At 74.1% G+C, this 17,377-nt stretch carries 16 protein-coding genes; 11 read left to right on the top strand and 5 right to left on the bottom strand.

Annotated features, from left to right (window positions below):
* Nucleotides 1–89: 89 nt before the first annotated feature.
* The 6 genes from Plo01_RS36165 (at nt 90) to Plo01_RS36140 (ending at nt 4,767) form a co-directional block, all read left to right on the top strand.
* The gene (locus Plo01_RS36165; RefSeq protein ID WP_203895277.1) at nt 90–1,112 is read left to right on the top strand and encodes a RidA family protein; all 1,023 of its coding nucleotides are present in this window, start codon (nt 90–92) and stop codon (nt 1,110–1,112) included.
* Nucleotides 1,109–1,591, top strand: a complete 483-nt coding sequence (locus Plo01_RS36160) for a MaoC family dehydratase (RefSeq protein ID WP_203895276.1) — start codon at nt 1,109–1,111, stop codon at nt 1,589–1,591. The genes Plo01_RS36165 and Plo01_RS36160 overlap by 4 nt, the downstream gene beginning before the upstream one ends.
* Nucleotides 1,588–2,028: a MaoC/PaaZ C-terminal domain-containing protein gene (locus Plo01_RS36155; protein ID WP_239317753.1), complete on the top strand. Its 441-nt coding sequence runs from the start codon at nt 1,588–1,590 to the stop codon at nt 2,026–2,028. The genes Plo01_RS36160 and Plo01_RS36155 overlap by 4 nt, the downstream gene beginning before the upstream one ends.
* 94 nt (nt 2,029–2,122) lie before the next feature.
* The gene (locus Plo01_RS36150; RefSeq protein ID WP_239317750.1) at nt 2,123–3,277 is read left to right on the top strand and encodes an acetyl-CoA acetyltransferase; all 1,155 of its coding nucleotides are present in this window, start codon (nt 2,123–2,125) and stop codon (nt 3,275–3,277) included.
* Nucleotides 3,274–3,657: a Zn-ribbon domain-containing OB-fold protein gene (locus Plo01_RS36145; protein ID WP_239317747.1), complete on the top strand. Its 384-nt coding sequence runs from the start codon at nt 3,274–3,276 to the stop codon at nt 3,655–3,657. Before Plo01_RS36150 ends, Plo01_RS36145 begins: the two co-directional genes overlap by 4 nt.
* Before the next feature lie 153 nt (nt 3,658–3,810).
* Nucleotides 3,811–4,767: an HpcH/HpaI aldolase/citrate lyase family protein gene (locus tag Plo01_RS36140; RefSeq protein WP_203895275.1), complete on the top strand. Its 957-nt coding sequence runs from the start codon at nt 3,811–3,813 to the stop codon at nt 4,765–4,767.
* 36 nt (nt 4,768–4,803) lie between these two features.
* On the opposite strand, the gene Plo01_RS36135 is transcribed toward Plo01_RS36140, so the two are convergent.
* Nucleotides 4,804–6,924: a hypothetical protein gene (locus Plo01_RS36135; protein WP_373871759.1), complete on the bottom strand. Its 2,121-nt coding sequence runs from the start codon at nt 6,922–6,924 to the stop codon at nt 4,804–4,806.
* A gap of 152 nt (nt 6,925–7,076) precedes the next feature.
* On the opposite strand from Plo01_RS36135, the gene Plo01_RS36130 reads away from it, so the two are divergent.
* Nucleotides 7,077–8,318 carry an amidase gene (locus Plo01_RS36130; protein ID WP_203895273.1) on the top strand — a complete coding sequence of 414 codons (1,242 nt, stop codon included), beginning with the start codon at nt 7,077–7,079 and terminating at the stop codon, nt 8,316–8,318.
* A gap of 65 nt (nt 8,319–8,383) precedes the next feature.
* Here the strand turns inward: Plo01_RS36130 and Plo01_RS36125 are convergent, their stop codons facing one another.
* From Plo01_RS36125 to Plo01_RS36115, 3 genes are read right to left on the bottom strand one after another with little or no spacing between them, the layout of a single operon-like run.
* On the bottom strand, nt 8,384–9,784 hold the full coding sequence (locus Plo01_RS36125) for an MmgE/PrpD family protein (protein ID WP_203895272.1): 1,401 nt from the start codon (nt 9,782–9,784) through the stop codon (nt 8,384–8,386).
* Between the two features lie 54 nt (nt 9,785–9,838).
* Nucleotides 9,839–10,657: a cyclase family protein gene (locus Plo01_RS36120; protein ID WP_203895271.1), complete on the bottom strand. Its 819-nt coding sequence runs from the start codon at nt 10,655–10,657 to the stop codon at nt 9,839–9,841.
* A 1-nt stretch (nt 10,658) separates the two neighbouring features.
* Nucleotides 10,659–11,882, bottom strand: coding sequence for a CaiB/BaiF CoA transferase family protein (locus tag Plo01_RS36115; RefSeq protein ID WP_239317744.1), 1,224 nt, complete (start codon nt 11,880–11,882; stop codon nt 10,659–10,661).
* Nucleotides 11,883–12,207: 325 nt separating this feature from the next.
* On the opposite strand from Plo01_RS36115, the gene Plo01_RS36110 reads away from it, so the two are divergent.
* From Plo01_RS36110 to Plo01_RS36095, 4 genes are all read left to right on the top strand, one after another.
* Nucleotides 12,208–13,647: a dihydroorotase gene (locus Plo01_RS36110; protein WP_203895269.1), complete on the top strand. Its 1,440-nt coding sequence runs from the start codon at nt 12,208–12,210 to the stop codon at nt 13,645–13,647.
* 245 nt (nt 13,648–13,892) lie between these two features.
* Nucleotides 13,893–14,273 (top strand): hypothetical protein, encoded by a 381-nt coding sequence (locus tag Plo01_RS36105; RefSeq protein ID WP_203895268.1) that lies wholly within the window; start codon nt 13,893–13,895, stop codon nt 14,271–14,273.
* Nucleotides 14,274–14,312: 39 nt separating this feature from the next.
* Nucleotides 14,313–14,627, top strand: coding sequence for a hypothetical protein (locus Plo01_RS36100; protein WP_203895267.1), 315 nt, complete (start codon nt 14,313–14,315; stop codon nt 14,625–14,627).
* A 30-nt stretch (nt 14,628–14,657) separates the two neighbouring features.
* Complete coding sequence (locus Plo01_RS36095; RefSeq protein WP_203895266.1) at nt 14,658–16,169, top strand: ABC1 kinase family protein; 1,512 nt, start codon at nt 14,658–14,660, stop codon at nt 16,167–16,169.
* Nucleotides 16,170–16,252: 83 nt separating this feature from the next.
* Here Plo01_RS36095 and Plo01_RS36090 read toward each other — a convergent pair whose 3' ends face one another.
* A complete protein-coding gene (locus Plo01_RS36090) occupies nt 16,253–17,350 on the bottom strand; it encodes a terpene synthase family protein (RefSeq protein WP_203895265.1) in 1,098 nt (365 codons plus the stop codon).
* Nucleotides 17,351–17,377: the final 27 nt, after the last annotated feature.

Here is a 17,377-nt window from a genome sequence, read left to right as displayed (position 1 = left end):
CCGGCCCGCCCCTGGACGGCGCGTGACGCGATTGCCCCGGAGACGGCGCGTGACCCGACCCGTCCCGGGAGATTCGGAGGAGCTGAGGGATGACCGTATCCGTCGCGCACGGCACCGCGCGCCTGTCCGCCGTGACCGGCGCCACGGCCGAGGAGGCGCACACCCGCGCCCGGTCGGCCCTGGCGGCGGCCGGGTTCGGGGAGGGCGACATCGTCCAGATCGTGGAGTACGTCACGGACCCGGCGGCCGTCTCCGCGGGGGCGCGTCCCGCCGGGGTGACGGTCTCCACCGTGACCGTCGAGGGACTGCTGGAGACCGGGGCCGCGGTCGCGGTCGAGGTGACCGCCCACCCGGGCGGCGGTGAGCGGATCGCGACCGGCGGCGGCGTGGTCACGGTCGCCGACGAGGTCGTGTACCTGCCCGGGATCCTCCCCGCCGACCTCTCTGCGGGCTTCCCGGAGCAGTACCGCTCGTGCCTGGAGGTCGCCGCAGAGCTGCTCCGGGGGGCGGGAACGGGATTGGAGGCGCTGGTGCGGACGACCGACTACACCGCCACGGCCACCCGCGCCGAGTATCCGCGCTGCGGACGCCCCCGCAGGGAACTGCTCGGCGGCGCCGGCGCGGACGGGCGGCCGGTCCACCCCGCCGCGGCGGGCATCCTCGTCGACCGGCCGCCGGTCCCGGGCGCGGCGGTCTGGCTCGACGCGCTCGCCTCCCGGCGTCCGCCGCGCGCGGTCAACCCCGGCTGGCGGCGGTACGAGACCCTGACCTACGTCCCGGGTGTCGCCGCGGGGAACACGCTGTTCATGTCGGGGTTCGGCGCGCTGGATCCGCAGACCCGGCGGGCCGTCTCCGAGGGCGACCTGCCCGCCCAGGCGGAGCACGTCTACGCCGCGATCGGCGCCGTGCTGCGCGAGGCGGGTCTGGCCGGTGACGCGGTGGTGCGCCTGGTGGAGTACGTCACCCCGGCGGGGGCCGCGGACTACGGGAAGCTCGCCGGGATCCGCGCGAGCCATTTCGGCGGCCGGGCCGCGCTGACCTCGGTGGTCTGCTCGGCGCTGCTGCGCCCGGAGTTCCTGATCGAGGTCGTGCCCACGGCGGTGTTCCCGTGAGCCCGCTCACCGCCGGGATCAGGGCGCTGGTCGGCCGGGAGGCGTCCTACACCGCCCCCGAGGAGCTCGGCCGGGCCGCGATCCGCTACTTCGCGCTGGCGGTCGGCGACGACAACCCGCTCTACACCGACGACGCCCACGCGCGGGCGCACGGCCACGACGGGATCGTCGCCCCGCCCACCCTGATCTGCGAGAGCAACCAGTACGCCGGGCTGCCCCGGGACGGGGACGGCTTCGCGGGGCACTCCTGGCGTCTCGACGTCCCGGGCACGCGGCTGGTGCGGGGCGGCAACGCCTACGAGTTCCACCGGCCGGTCCGGCCGTCCGACGTGATCACCGTCACCTGGCGCGTCGAGGAGGTCACCGAGAAGGCCGGGAAGCTCTTCGTGACCTCCCGCGCCACCTACGTCAACCAGCACGGTCACCTGCTGGCCGTCAACGAGGAGACCCTGATCCACGTTCCCCTGGAGGCGCCGTGACGGAGAGACGAGGAGACCCCGATCCCCGTGCCGCCGGGGGCGTCATGCCGGAGGCCGGCGCCGAGGTGCCGGCGCTGGAGCGGCGGATCGAGCTGCCCGACATGATCGCTTACGCCGGGGCGACCTGGGACTGGCACCGGCTCCACTACGACCCCGGCTACGCGGCGGCCAGGGGGCTGCCCGCCCCGGTCGTCGACGGCCAGGTCTTCGGGGCGCTCCTGGCCGAGCAGCTCCAGGACTGGCTCGGCCCCCGGGCCCGGATCCTCCGGCTGCGCCTCCGCTTCCGGAGCATGGTGTTCGCCGGTGAGACCGTGCGCTGCACCGGGCGGGTCACCGCGGCGGAGGACGGCGTGCTGATCGTGGAGCAGAGGGTCGAGGTGGCCGGCGACGGGCGTGTCGCCGTCGCCCCGGCCGGGGCCACGGTGGCGGTCCGATGACGAGCCGGAGGAATCGGATCGCGGGCCGGGGGAGAGGGCGGGTCGGGAGACCGGAGCGGGATCGTGCCGGAGGGGCGGGCCGGGAGAGGGGGCGGTGGCGGTGAGCACGGCCGTGGCCGTCGTCGGAGCCGCCGAGTCCGACCTCGGGGCGACGGGCAAGTCGATCCTGCACCTGCAGGCCCAGGCCGTCACCCGGGCGCTGGCCGACGCCGGTCTCTGCCTCGCGGACGTGGACGGCCTGGCCACGGCGGGGGCGTCCCGCTTCTCGGCCGCCCAGGTGGCCGAGTACCTCGGGATCGAGCCCGCTTGGACGGACTCCACGTTCGCCGGGGGTTCGGCCTTCGAGATGTACGTGGCACGGGCCGCGCAGGCCATCGGGGCCGGGCAGTGCTCGACCGTGCTGATCTCCCACGGCTCCGACCAGCGCAGCGCCCGGTCCCGGTCGCTCGCCGGGGCGGCGGAGACGCACACGCCCCAGGCCCAGTTCGAGACGCCGTACGGCCCGCTGTTCCCGCTGTCGCACTACGCGATGGCCGCCCAGCGCTACCTGCACGTGCACGGCGCGCGGCGGGAGCACCTGGCCGAGATCGCGGTCGCCGCGCGCGAGTGGGCGCTGCGCAACCCCGCGGCCTTCCGGTACGGCGCGGGCCCCCTCACCGTGGACGAGGTGCTGGCCGCGCCCATGGTGTCGTCGCCGCTGACCGCGGCCGACTGCTGCCTGGTCACCGACGGCGGCGGCGCGATCGTGCTGACGTCGCTGGAACGCGCCCGCGACCTGCGCCCGGACCCGGTCGTCGTGCTCGGCTACGGCGAGTCGACGACCAACGCCGGCATGGCCGCCCCGGACGACCTGCTCCGGCCCGGCTCGATCGGCTCGGGCCGCAGGGCCTTCGCGATGGCCGGGCTCGGCCCCGGGGACGTCGACGTCGCCGAGGTGTACGACTCCTTCACCATCACCGTGCTGATGACCCTGGAAGGGCTGGGTTTCTGCGGGCCGGGCGAGGCGGCGGGCTTCGTGGGCGGCGGCCGCATCCGGCCGGGCGGGGCCTTCCCGCTCAACACCAACGGCGGCGGCCTGTCCTACTGCCATCCCGGCATGTACGGCCTGCTGCTGCTGGTGGAGGCGGTGCGCCAGCTCCGCGGCGAGTGCGGCGACCGCCAGGTCCCCGGCGCGGAGGTCGCGCTGGCCCACGGCACCGGCGGCGTCTTCTCGACCCACGCCACCGTGCTGCTGGGGGTGGACCGGTGACGATCCCGGCCGACGAGATCACCGCGCCGTGGTGGGAGGCCACCCGCCGGGGGAGCCTGCTGCTGCAGAGGTGCGGGGCCTGCCGCCGCGCGCAGCACTACCCGCGCGCGCTCTGCGCCGCCTGCGGTTCGACGGACCTGACCTGGACGGAGTCCGCGGGCAGGGGCGTCGTCGACTCCTTCACGGTCGTGCACCGTTCCCCGTTCCCGGAGCCGCAGGCGCCCTACGTCGTGGCCCGGGTGCGGCTGGCCGAGGGCCCGGTCCTGCTGACCAACCTGGTCGGCGCCGCGCCGGACGACTGGCGCTGCGACGAGCCCGTCCGGCTGACCTGGCGTCCCGTCGGCGACGGCCGCCGCCTCCCCGTGTTCGAAAAGGAGTGAGATGGACCTCGGACCGGTGGCCGGCCGACGGCTGCTCCGCGGCCCGTCGCGGTGGATGAGATCGGGGCGCGCGGGACCGGAACGGGCGGGGCCGGGGCGGGCGCTGTACGCGGGGCCGGGGCGGGCGCTGTACGCGGGGCCGGGGCGGCTGCGGTGAGGTCGGCCCTCTACGTTCCCGGGGACAGCCCGGAGAAGCTGGCCGGAGCACTCGGCCGCGGCGCCGACGCGCTGATCGTGGACCTGGAGGACGCCGTCCCGCCCGCGGGCAAGGACCGCGCCCGCGCCGCCGTCGCCGAATGGCTGAACTCGCTTCCCCGCGTCGCCGGAACCGGCGGCGGTGCCGAGGACGGTTCCGAGGACGCCGGGGCTGCCGGGGGACCCCGGGAGCACCTCCGGCGCGGCGGCGGAGGCCGTACCGCCGGTTCCCGTGAGATCTGGGTCCGGGTCAACCCCGGTGAGGCCGGCCACGAGGATCTGCGGGCGGTGGCCCTGCCCGGTGTGACCGGCGTGTGCGTGGCCAAGACGGAGTCGGCCGCCGAACTGGCCGCCGTGGACGCGGTCCTCGGCGGCGCCCCCTGGATCGGCGTGTGCCCGCTGCTGGAGAGCGGCGCCGCCGTCCTCGCCGCCGCCGAGATCGCCCGGGCGCCCCGGGTGGTCCGGCTCCAGCTCGGCGAGGCCGACCTGCGGGCGGATCTCGGTGTGGAGCCCGGTCCCGACGAGCGGGAGCTGCTGTGGGCGCGGTCCCAGGTGGTGCTGGCGAGCGCCGCCGCGCGGATCGCCCCGCCGCTCGGCCCGGTCAGCACCGACTTCCGCGACCTGGACCGGTTGCGCGCCTCGACCCTGGCGCTGAGACGGCTCGGCTTCCGCGGCCGGGCCTGCGTCCACCCCGCCCAGATCGCCGTGGTCAACGAGGTGTTCACCCCGACCGGCGAGGAGCTCGAACGGGCCCGGCGGCTGGTCGAGCGCTTCGAGGCGTCCGGGACGGGCGTGGTGCTCGACGACGCGGGCCGCATGGTCGACGAGGCCGTGATCCGCCAGGCCCGCCGGACCCTGGCCGCGGCGTCCCGGTGGCCCGGTGCCCCCGGGGATCCCTCACGAGCGCCCGTCTGAGCAGGCGCCGCCGTCCACCCCCAGACGCGAGCACGATCACGATCGGTGAAGCACCGCGACGTCCCGGCCGAAGCCGACCACCAGCTCGCCTCCCGGGCCCCAGGCCAGAGCACGGGGAGGGAGAGGGAACACCACCCCGGCGTACGGCCGGCGCCCGGGACCGTCCCACAGCAGCACCGCGCCGCTTTCCACGGCCACCGCGAGGGTGTCGCTCCCCGGGTCCGCGGCGATCGCCGTGGCGTTGCCGATTCTCGTTTCCCCGTCCCATCCGAACGCCTCCGCTGTCGCAGGGTCGGCGACCGGCCCCGGGAGAGGAGGGCCGGGTTCGCCCGTACGCAGGTCCCAGGCTCTGATCGCGCCGTCACCGTCGCCGTCGTTCATGATCACTACGGGATCGCCGGTCGGAGAGGCGACGGCGAAGGCGTCGAGGTAGACCACCCAGAAGTCATCCCCCAGGACCCCGTCGACGCTGAGCGAACGCAGGTCCCACACCTGTGTCTGCGGGCCGTCTTCACGGTCGGGTACGGCCAGCGTCACGGCGAGAGGTCGGCCGTCCACCGTCACGCATGCGAGATCGAACCCCCACAATTCCCCCAGGGGCGTCTCCTTCAGGAGTTCACCGGTGCTCAGATCCGCCATGCGGATGGACTTGGCGTGAAGGGTGAGGACGACGGCGCGGCCGTCCACGACGGTCGCGGCCGCCGCGCGCGCGTCCCCGCCACCCGCGCTCAGCGAGGCGACCCGCCGTCCGGTGCGCAGGCTCCACGCCCCGGCGGCCCCGCCCCCCACTCCCGCCACGACGACCGGCTCTTCTCCGACCGTCGCGATGGTCATGGCATCGCCGACGCCGGCCAGCCGCAGGGGTCGAGGCCTGCCGGTCCGCAGGTCGCATGCCCATACCTCGCCCTCCCAGCGCAGGTCGTGTATCCGCACCTCGGGTCTCCAGCCGGAGGCGACGTGGTCCCCGGCGGAGACGACGACCACCGGCTCCCCGTCCACCATCGCAGTGGCCAGCCTCCGCACCGTGCTGCCGGATCCGGCCGCGGCGGGGGCGGAAGGGCCGCCGCGGACGTTCCAGACCCGCAGGTCACCCTCGGACAGAGAGATCGCGACGGGCTCTTCGGCGATGCGGGCGATGGCGACCTGCTCGATTTTTCCGCAGTGGACCCGGAACGGAGCGGACGTCTCCTCGCCCGTCGCCACGTCCCACAGGCGGACCGTGCTGTCATCGCCTCCGGTGACCGCGACCGGCCGCCCGTCCACGACCGCGACGGCGACCGAGTTCACCGCCCCGGCATGGCCCCGCAGCGGCGGCCCGGCCTCCTGCCCGGTGCGCAGGTCCCACCGCCGCACGTCCCCCTCCGCGTCGCCCGTCACCGCGACCGGCCGACCGTCCACGACGGTGAGCGCCGCCGCCCGCACATCGGCGACGGGCAGCGGTGGAAGGGGACCGGTCTGCGGCGAGGGCACGAAGCCGCCCCCCGTCCGCAGGTCCCAGACGCGACTCGGCTCGGGGCCGCCGGTGACGGCCACCGGCCGCCCGCCGACCACCGCGGCCGTCAGCGTCTCGATGCCGTGCAGGAAGGCGTCTCCGACGCGGTCATCGTCGTCCAGGACCGTTTCGAGTCTCTGTGCGGTCTCCAGGTCCCAGAGCTCGACGCGCCGCCACCAGCCGCCTGCCAGAGCCACGAACCGGTCGTCGAGCACGACCGCCGCCAGCACCTCGACGACGTTGTCCCGCGGCAAGCACGGCGAAGGCGGTGTCATTCCCCGCTGCGCCGCCGTGATGGGCGGCCCCAGCCTCCGGCCGGTGCGCACGTCCCAGCTGTGCACCGAACCGTCGGCGCAGCCGGTGACCGCGACGAGATCCTCGCCGCGCGACACCGCCGCCAGCGCGGTCACGTCATGATCCCCGTGATCCAGAACGATCGGCAGCCGCTCGCGGGTGCCCAGGTCCCACGCCTGGACGTCGGAAGCGGAGGCGGCCATCAGCACGGCGTGCCCGTCGAGCACACCGGTGGCGATGCGGCGCGCACCCCGCGGACGGGGGTTCGGCGCACCCCGCTGCCGGACGTCCTGCCACCGTCTGGTGACCCACGAGAGTTCCAGGGGCCGCCCGGGCAGCGGGCCGCCCAGCAATGTCTCCAGATGATCCATCCGCACGGGTCGGAGTGTCCCATCTCCGCCGTACGCCTCGCCCACCGCATGATCGATCAGGGGATCGCGGACATCCCTGAGGGCCCGCGCCGACGGGCCGTCGCGCGGTAATCGGAATGCCCCGCCGGGGAGCGCGGATTTACGATGCGGAGATGATGCCGAGCGCGCTCGATCTCGTACGCCGCTACGCGTCGGGTGAGACGACGGCCGCCGAGACCGTGCGCGACGTGCTGGACCGGTTGGCGGATCTCCGGGAGACCGTCGGCGGGGTGGCCGCGACCGACCCGGAGCGGAGCCTGGCCGAGGCTGCGGAGGCCGACCGGCGGCTGCGGGCGGGCGAGGGCGGGCCACTGGAGGGTGTTCCCGTCACGGTCAAGGACTGGATCGACGTGGCGGGCCTGCCGGTCACGGGCGCGACGGGGAGCCACGTGGGAAGCCCCGGACGGCGGCCGGGCGCGGACGCCACCGCGGTGGCCCGGCTGCGCGCCGCGGGCGCGATCGTCGTCGCCATCAGCAGCGCCATGGCGGACAACCCCCTGCACGGCCGTACGAGGAACCCGTTCGACCCGGCGCGCGCCCCCGGCGGCTCGTCGTCGGGAACGGCGGCGCTGGTGGGCGCGGGAGCGGTGCCGCTCGGACTGGGCAGCGACTCGGGCGGCAGCATACGGCTGCCGGCGGCGTGGTGCGGCGTCGCGGGATTGAAGCCGACGTTCGGCCGGGTGCCGTTGACCGGGCACTTCCCGCGCTGCGGCGCGCTGGAGGACGGCAGGACCGTCATCGGGCCGCTGGCGTCGAGCGTGCGGGACCTCGCGGTCGCGCTGCGCGTGATCGCGGGCCCGGACGGGCTGGACGCGGGGGTGGCGCCCGTGCCGCTGGGCGACCCGGACGCGGTGGGGACGGCGGGGCTGCGCGTGGGCACGATGGCGGGCGGCGAGCCCGGAGATCACACCGCGGAGGGCGGCCACGGGGCCACCGCGTCGGCGGTGGCGGCGCTCGCCGAGGCGGGCGCCTGCGTGGTGGACGAGCCGGTGCCCGACGTGCGGGAGGAGGCGCTGGAGCTGACGCGCCGCTACTGGGGGCGGAGCGGGCTGCCGGGTGCGGAGAACGTGCGGGTGATGTGGGACTGGGACCGGTTCCGGCGGCGCATGCTCGCCGCCACCGCCCACCTGGACGTGATCGTCACCCCGGTCGCGCCGGAGCCGCCGCCGTGGAGGGAATCCATCGAATCCGACTATCTCTGGACACTGCCGTGGAGCCTGACGGGCGCGCCCGTCGTGGTCACGCCGTCGGGAACGGCAGCTGATCGGCCGGGCGCCGTGCAGGTCATCGCGCGCCCGTGGGAGGATCACGTCGCACTGGCCGCGGCCCTCGTGATCGAACGCGCCCGGGGCTGACCGCCCCGCCATCGGGCCGCGGACCGGATCCGGCCGCCCGCCGCGGGCGCGGGGCGCCGGAGCCCTCATACCGTGGCCGCCGCCGGCAGATCCGTCACGGATCCCGCCGTCCCCAGCGCCCGCACCGCCTCCGCCAGCGCGCCGGCCCGCTCGGGCGGCAGCGCCCGGCCGGCGTTGGCGCGGAACTTCAGCTCCAGCTCCGCCGGGGAGAGCGGATGCCCGGGCCCGCCCCGCGAGGAGTCCACCCGGTGCTCCATCGTCGAGCCGTCGCGCAGCCGTACGCGCAGGACGGCGGCGAACGCCCGCGGGAAGATGTCCGAGGCGCGCTCGTCGGCCACGCACCGCACCCGTCCGGCCAGCGCCAGCCGTACCGGATCCAGCTCGGCGAAGTCGTCCGGGGCCAGGCCGAGTCCGCCGCCGCCGAGCAGCGCGGCCGCCACCGTGTAGGGCCCGGAGAACTTCGCGTGGTACGGCGAGCGCGGCCTGGCCTTCTCCTCGTACGGCTCGGCGATCGTGCGCAGCACCGGGGCGGGGACGCCCAGCTCGGCCTCCTCGACGTCCGCCGGGTCGAGGCCCCGCTCCCGCAGCGCCAGCGCGCAGTCGACGGCCGGGTGGGTGAAGTGGTTGGACGGGTAGGGCTTGTAGACCGTGCGCAGCAGCTCCCACCGTTCGCCCAGGTCCGACAGGAGGGCGTCGGCGTCGAAGCGCCCGCCGAGCCACGCCTGGAAGAAGCCGAACCTGCCCTCCAGCACCGTCGGCGGGCCGGTCAGCCCCTCGGACGCCAGGACGGCGGCCGACACGCCCGCGTGGGCCGCCCAGCCGCAGTGCGCCCGTTTGACCGTGCCCCCGGTCCGGTTGGCCTCGATCAGCCCGGAGCCCATGCTCGCGGCCACTCCGGCGGCGTGCGCGATCCCCTCCGCGTCCAGTCCGGACACCAGCGCGGCGGCGACGGCCGCGCCGATGGCGCCGCAGATGGAGGTGGCGTGCTGGCCCCGGGCGAAGAACGACGAGTCGGGCTCCCCGGGCAGGTAGGAGGCCAGGCCGAGCCGGTTGCACACCTCGATGCCCGCCGCGACGGCGGCCGTCAGCGCGGCGCCGTCCGCCCCCGCGGCCTCGGCGGCGGCCAGGGCGGCCGGGACCACGGGCGCGCTCGGGTGCAGCACGGAGGGCAGGTGGGTGTCGTCGAAGTCCAGGGCGTGCGCGAGGGTTCCGTTGACCAGCGCGGCCGACGGCGCGGGCAGCCGGTGGCCGCTGCCGACGGCCGTGGCCTCGGGCGTCCCTCCCCAGCGGCGTACGGCGCGCAGCACGGCGGGTGCGGCGTCCCCGTCCGGCTCGGCGTAGGCCGCGAGACAGTTGCCGAACACGTCGAGCACCCGGCCGGTCACGTCGCCGCGCACCTCGGCGGGCAGTCCGTCGTCGCGGCAGCCCGCCGCGAACTCCGCCAGGCGGCGCACATGGGTGGTCACGCGTCTCGTCCTCCGGTGGATCGGGCGGCGGGCGGGAGGGCTCGGGGACGGGGCTCAATCCGCGAAGGCGAGCGGGCGGACCGGGGCGCCGGTCGCCCCGACGATCGGCAGGGGGTTCAGCACGAGCAGGAACTCACGCGCGCCGGAGTCGAGCACCTCGGCCAGGCGCATGGTCTCGACGATGTTCACCCCCGCCTCCACCAGCAGGATGCGGTGGACCGGCAGCGTCGCGTGCCCGCGGCCGGGGGCGATGTGCTCGAAGGCGATGGTCTCGCCGCCCACCACGCGCGGCCGCCGCCCGGCCAGCCAGCGCCCCGCCGCCGCGCCCGGCCCCGGCGCGCCGCCCCGCCGCCCGGTGAACGCCTCGCGGTCGTCCCACAGCCGCGACCAGCCGGTGCCGACCAGCACGGCGTCGCCTTCGCGGATCTCCAGGCGGCCGGCGGCCCTCTCCAGGTCCCCGGCGGTGATCTCGTAGCCGGGCGGGAGCGTGGCCACGCCGTGCACGGCGGCGACGTCGAGCAGCACGCAGCGGCCCGCGTAGGGCGCGAAGGCGTCGATGCCCAGCTCGGCGAAGCCCTGATGCGAGGCGAGCCCGGCCGCGGGACGCCCGCCGTGCAGCAGCCCGTCCTGGGAGACGTGGGCCAGGGCGTCCACGTGGGTGCCCACGTGCCCGCCGGTCACGATGATCTCGTTGGCCGCCGAGCCGCCGTCCGGGCGGACCAGGTCGCCGTGCCGGCGTTCCGGCGTCATGCGGAACGGCGGGTGGTTGGCGGACTGCGGCATGCCGGTGCGCATGGGCTGGGCCAGGTCGAACATCCGGGCCCGCCCGACGGCCTCCCACAGCGGCGTCCCGGACGGCGGGTCCCCGGGCATCTCAGATCACGCCCCTCTCACGGAGCCGCGCGATCTCCTCGGGGCCGAGTCCCAGGCGGGAGCCGTACACCTCGTCGTTGTGCGCGCCCATCGGGGGACCGGCCCAGCGGATCGACCCCGGGGTGCGGGAGAGGCGGAACAGCACGTTCTGCATGCGCAGCGGCCCGAGCTCGGCGTCGTCGACGGTCGTGATCGTGCCGAGCGCCCGGTACTGAGGATCGGCGAAGACGTCGCGGATGTCGTAGACCGGCGCGACGGCGGCCTGGGCCTCCTCGAAGGCGGCGACGACCTCGGCCAGGTCGTGCCCGGCGATCCACCCGCCGACGTGCGCGTCCAGCAGGCCGGTGTGGGCGGCCCGGCCCGCGCCTGCGGCGAACCACGGCTCGTCGAGGACCTCGGGATGGCCGACCAGGCGCATCACGCGCTCGGCGATGTTCTGGGAGGAGGCGGAGACCGCCACCCAGCGGCCGTCGCGGGTGCGGTAGGTGTTGCGCGGGGCGTTGTTGACGCTGCGGTTGCCGGTGCGCTCCTGGACGACGCCGAGCTGGTCCCACCAGAGCGGCTGCGGGCCCAGGACGGTCAGCAGCGGCTCGACGATGGCCAGGTCGATCACCTGGCCGCGGCCGGATCCGGCGCGCTCGAACAGCGCCATCGTCACCGCGCTCGCGCAGGCCAGCGCCGAGACGCCGTCGGCCAGACCGAACGGCGGCAGGGTGGGCGGCCCGCCGGGTTCACCGGTGATCGCGGCGAACCCGCTCATCGCCTCGGCGAGCGTGCCGAAACCGGGCCGGCGGGCGTACGGCCCGCGCTGCCCGAAGCCGGTCACCCGGGCCACCACCAGGCGCGGGTTGTCCCGCAGGAGCTCGCCGGGGGACAGGCCCCAGCGTTCCAGGGTGCCGGGCCGGAAGTTCTCGATCAGCACGTCGGCCCCGGCGGCCAGGCGCCTGAGCAGATCCGCGCCCTCCGCGGCGCCGAGATCGCAGGTGATCGCCTTCTTGTTGCGGGAGAGCATCTTCCACCACAGGCCGACGCCGTCCTTGGCGTGGCCGTGCTTCCTGGCCGGGTCGCCGTGCCGGGGGTGCTCCACCTTGATCACCTCGGCGCCGTAGTCGCCGAGGACCGTGGCGGCCAGGGGGCCGGCGAAGAGCGTCGCGAGGTCGAGGACGACCACGCCGTCGAGGGGGCCCGGCGCGGCCTCGCCCTGCGGGGGTGCGCTGTCGTGCACGGGCGGCTCCCGGATCATGCGTTTCGCATTGCGGAATTCTGTTCCGGAATCTACTCGATGGAGGTGATCTGGTCCACTGGGAGAAACTGTGTCACCTTATGGGAAACAAGAATGACGTCGCGGACGGTGACCGTCGTCGGCGGGATCCCGCCTTTCCCGCCCGCCGAAGATCCGTCCGCTCCACGTCCGCCCGCCGTCCGCTCCATGTCCGCCCGCCGTCCGCTCCATGTCCGCCCGCCGTCCGCTCCATGTCCGCCCGTCGTCCGCTCGCTCTCTGCTTCACGTCCGCTCGCCGTCCGCCCGCCGTCTGCTGAAAGGGCCGCCGATGCGCCGTTACGACCTGCTCGTCAAGGGCGGGCTGCTCGTCCTGCCGTACCACGGCGAGATCCGCGCCGACCTGGCCGTCGCCGAGGGGCGGATCGCCGCGATCGCGCGCGAGATCCCCTCCGCCGAGGCCGCCGAGGTGATCGACGCCTCCGGCCGGATCGTGCTGCCCGGCGCGGTCGACGCGCACTTCCATATCGGCATATATCGGGACATGGCACTCGACGCCTTCGAGGAGACCCGGTCCTCACTGGTGGGCGGGGCGACGACCGTGCTGTCGTACTTCCGGACCGGGCGGCACTACCTGGACCGGACGGGGCCGTACGAGAAGATCTTCCCGCGGGTCCTCGACGCGGTCGCCGGCCGCTGCTTCACCGACTACGGCTTCCACCTGGCCCCGATGACCGTCGAGCAGATCGACGAGATCCCGTGGCTCGTCGATGAGCACGGGATCACCTCCTACAAGTACTACATGTTCTACAAGGGCTTCGACCTGGCCGCCGACAGCCGGGACGCCCGGGCGTTCACCATGGGCGACGAGTACGACCTCGGCCACCTGTTCCTGATCATGGAGCGGATCGCCGAGGTCCAGGCGGCCCGCCCGGACGTCAGGCTCTCGCTGTCGCTGCACTGCGAGCAGTCCGAGCTGATGCGGGTCTTCATCGACCGCGTACGGCGCGGCGGAGCCCCGCAGAACCTGCGCGCCTACCACGAGGGACGGCCGCCGCTCACCGAGCAGGTGGCGATCGCCGAGGCCGCCGCCCTGGCGGGCCACACCGGCGCCAGCCTCAACCTGCTCCACCTGTCCAGCGCCGAGGCGCTCGCCGCCGCGGCGACCGCCCGGGAGCTCCACGGCCACGTGGACATGCGGTTCGAGACCACGCTGCACCACCTCTGCCTGGACTGCGACGACCTCGACGCGCGGGGCGGCCTCGGCGGCAAGGTCAACCCGCCGATCCGGCCGCGCGGGCACGGCGAGGCGCTCTGGCGGGCGGTGCGCGACGGCCTGGTGAGCTGGGTGGCCTCCGACCACGCCTGCTGCATGGAGGAGCACAAGGGCGACGACCTGTGGCCGGCCAGACCCGGATTCGGCGGAACCGCCCTGCTGTACCCCGTCCTGATCTCCGAGGGGCACCTGAAGCGGGGCGTCCCCCTGTCCCGGATCGCGGAGGCGGCCTCGGCCAACCCCGCCAAGGCGTACAACCTGTGGGGCCGCAAGGGCAGCCTGGCGGTCGGCTTCGACGCCGACCTCGCCGTGATCGACCCGGAACTGACCCGGGAGGTCACCGCGGACCTGCTGCTGTCCGGCCAGGACCACTGCCCCTTCGAGGGCGTCCGGGTGACCGGCTGGCCGGCGGCCACGGTGGTCGGCGGACGCGTCGCCTACCGCGACGGCGAGGTGACCGGCGAACCGGGCGGGACGTACCTGCGCCGCGGCTGAACGCGCCCCTTGTCACTCTCGGATCGGGAGGCCGCACGCCGCCGGCACGGGATGACCCTTTCCGGAAAGGCGGTGCCGGCCTGCGGCCGGCCCTTGCCGTATTACTGACAGTAGTCTTTACTTTACGTAGAGTAGTGATGGGGATTGCGGTCTGCCGACACCGTCGGTGGCCGCGTGCCATCGCACGGATCAGACGCAAACCGCATGATCAAGGGGGCCAGGCCGTGACCGGGAGACGCAGGGGGATGACGCGACGGATCGGCGACCTGATCGAAGACATCCTCGACCGCGCCAGCGACGTCGAACACGACTTGCGCCGGGCCGCGCGCACGGCCGTCGAGGAGCGCGACCGGGATGACGATCGGGGCGACGACGCGGACTGCGCGGAGGATCTCCGGGATCTCGAGGAGATCCTCGACGATCTGGAGGATGTGTACCGCCGGCTGCGCCGCTGCGACGGCCTCCAGGGACGGGACGGCTCCCGGAGGCGGCCGCGCGAACGCGGCGCCGACCGCTCCCGATTCGACATCGATGATCTCGCCGGACACGTCGCCAGGCTCAGCCGCCGGGTCGACGGGCTGTCCCAGCAGGTTCGCGCGTCCCGCCCCGACAACGACGCCGGTTGAACGATCGATCGAGGGCGCAGGAAAACGAGGGCGCGGACGATGGCCGACGAGCCGGCGGGTGATCGGAGGGCGCGGCTCAGGCGGTTGCGCCTGAGGGCCGACGGACAGCTTTACGACCTCGACGAACACCGCTGCGTCGGCTTGGAGGAGCTGTGCGACGACGTGCGTTTCGGGCGCTCCTTCCGAGCCTGGCGGCAGCACACGGGAGCGCCGTGCACCAATGAGGTGCTGGTCGCGGTGCTGCGTATGACCCTGCCCCGTGATGTCCGGACGGCTTCGGAGGCCGCGTTCCGCGTGCCGGAGCAGGAGCCGCAGGCGGGGTCCGACCGGGCCGGCCGGACCCCGCGCGGATGAGCCGGCCGGTTGTGAAGTCTGAAGAGACGCATGAGTTCCAGGCGATTGCTCACTGTCACCAAAGTGCTCACCGAGCTCGCCGGCGCCGAGTTGGCCACGGCACTGAGGCCGGCCGGACGCCGCCGGACGGGTGAGCCGGCCGATCAGGCCACCGCGCGGGCCGTGCGGTTGGCGTTGGAACGGCTTGGTCCCTTCTATGTCAAGACCGGGCAGATGTTGTCGACGCGCCCGGACCTCGTCTCCCCGGCCACCATGGCGGAGCTGGCCAGGCTGCACGACCACGTGTCCGTGGCCCCCTTCGACATCTTCGAGCCGGTGCTGGCCGCCGAGCTGGGAGCCGACTGGGAACGCCACTTCGAGCGCATCGAACGTGCTCGGCCCTTGGGCTCGGCTTCCCTCGCCCAGGCGTACGGAGTGGTCCTGCCCGGCGGGCGGCGTGCCGTCCTGAAGATCCAGAGACCGGACATCCGCTCCCTGGTGCTTGACGACATGGCGATGATGCGCAGGGCCGCCCGTCTCGTCGCCAGGTGCTTTCCCGACTTCAACGCCGTGATCGACGTCGAGACCATGCTCGTCGTCATTTTCGATGCGATGGAGGCCGAGCTGGACTTCACCGTCGAGGCCGCCAATATGAGACGAGCCCGGCAACTGGTGAAGGAGTTCGAGTACCTCGATGTGCCCGAGGTGATCTGGGCGACACCGAAGGTCCTGGTGCAGAGTCTTGCTCCCGGCCGGTCGATCCGGGAGGTCGACCGGCAGTCCCTGCCCGACAAGCAGCGTGTCGGCATCGGGCGGGACCTGCTGGCGTTCATGTACCGGGGTTACTTCGTCGACCGGTTCTTCCACGCCGACCCGCATCCGGGCAACATCCTGGTCGCGCCGGGGGAGAAGGCGCACCTGATCGACTGGGGGATGGTCGGGCGCGTCGACCGGCGTATGAGCATGACGATGATGACGGTGCTGCTCAGCCTGGCCCACAATGACGGGCCCGGTCTCGCCCGCGCCTGGATGGAGCTGGGGAAGGCCACTCCCTGGGCGGACATCGCCGGCTTCGCCGGTGACATGGCCATCCTGGTGCCCAAGATCGCGACAGCGTCGCTGGAGGATCTCGACTTCGGCGTCACATTGACCTCGGTCCTGAAGTACTCCACCCGCCGCGGTATCCAGACCAGCCCGGTGGTGTCCCTGCTGGGCAAGTCCTTCGCCAACATCGAGGGATCGGTCCGGTACCTGGCGCCGGAGCTCGCCCTCACCGAGGTCTTCGAAGCGGAGCTGCGCGAGATCCTCATCCGCCTGGCCACCGAATCGGTCTCGGAGATCCAGGCCGCTCGCACCGCGATGGACCTGCTGATCGGCAACACGCTGGCGCCCGAGCAACTGCGCGGACTGATGCGGGATGTGGCCAACCGGGATTTCACCGTGCGCGTCGGCTCCCTACGTGCCCGGGGCGCCCGGCGCGGCGCGGGGTCGAAGAGACTGATGGCCGGCCTGATCGCCGCCGCCGGACTGCTGTGGTGGTCGCGGCGCCGGAGCGCCGTCTGATCCAGCCGCGACGGGGATTGCAGCCGCGACGGGGATTCCGGCCCGCGCGGGCCGGAATCCCCGTCCTGCGGGGCGGGGAGCGGTCAAAGCGCCGGATCCCACCACCACGACACGGTGGGCAGCGATAGCGGCCTGTCGTCCAAGGGGCGCTCGGCCCAGGCGATGGGCGCCGTCCCGGACTCTTCGGGGACCGGCCCGCGACTGAGGTAACGGGGGACGCGCAGGCCCCATTCGGCGTTGCCGCGGATGCCGTGGGCGAGTCCGTCGACGTAGCAGCGTCCGGCGGCGCTCAACCGGGGCAGCGTCGTCTCGCGCAGTCGCAGGAACCGGCACAGGACGCGGTCACGCAGGCAGGCGGCCTCGCGTACGGCCACCGGCAGGGAATCGGCGTGCCGGCGCAGCAGCACCGTGTAGATGTTCTGGTCGGCCTGCCGGCGGTTCAGCTCCTTGGCCAGGGAATGGCGGTCGTTGTCCAGGGCCGCGGTCAAGATGGCCATCTCGGTCAGCGCCCGCACCGCGGGCGCGTCCATCTCGGCAGCCGGGACCTCCATGCCGTTGGCGATCTCCAACATCGCGAACGTGGGTTCCCCGCCGGCCGAGTGCAGCCGCATGGTGAGGTAGTCCTCCAGATCGGGCATGACGCCCGCGGCCTGATTGGCGATCTGCCAGGCGACTCCGGCCAGCCACGCCCGATGAGCGGCGACGAACCGGTGGAACTGCACGGATGTTCCGGTGCGGCGGAATCGTGTGGCGATGTCACGCAGCGCCCGGGCGTAGGCGTCGTCGGCCTCACTCGGACAGGGACGTTCCAGGGCCCGCTGCACGCGCGCGGCCATGGGAACGAATGTCTCCGGGTGGCTGCTGTGGCGTCCGCTGTCGCAACGGGCGTCGTCGAAGGCGAACCCCCAGTACACCCACAGGACGGCGGGAAGCAGCAGGTCTTCGTCGGCGTTCGGGGCGAAGCGGGCGTAGAAGTCGGCGCTCTTGGTCGCGACCGCCCAGGCCCGCTCGCGCGGGGTGGCGCAGAAGCCGGCCTCGTCGATCCAGGCGACGGCACGCTGTTCGACGCGGTGGGCAGCGGGGTTGATCGCCGAGTCGATCGGGCAGAACAGCGGAGGCTGGAGATCGTCTGCGCTCCAGGCCGGTGACAGAGGCGCGGGCGAACTGGCCTCATAGGGCATGAGTCTCTCCTGGGTGTGTGGTGAGCT

It is taken from the genome of Planobispora longispora, from assembly GCF_016863135.1.
Classification (GTDB): domain Bacteria; phylum Actinomycetota; class Actinomycetes; order Streptosporangiales; family Streptosporangiaceae; genus Planobispora; species Planobispora longispora.
Note: the sequence above shows the minus strand (reverse complement) of the source record. Positions and strands in the feature narration are given on the sequence as shown.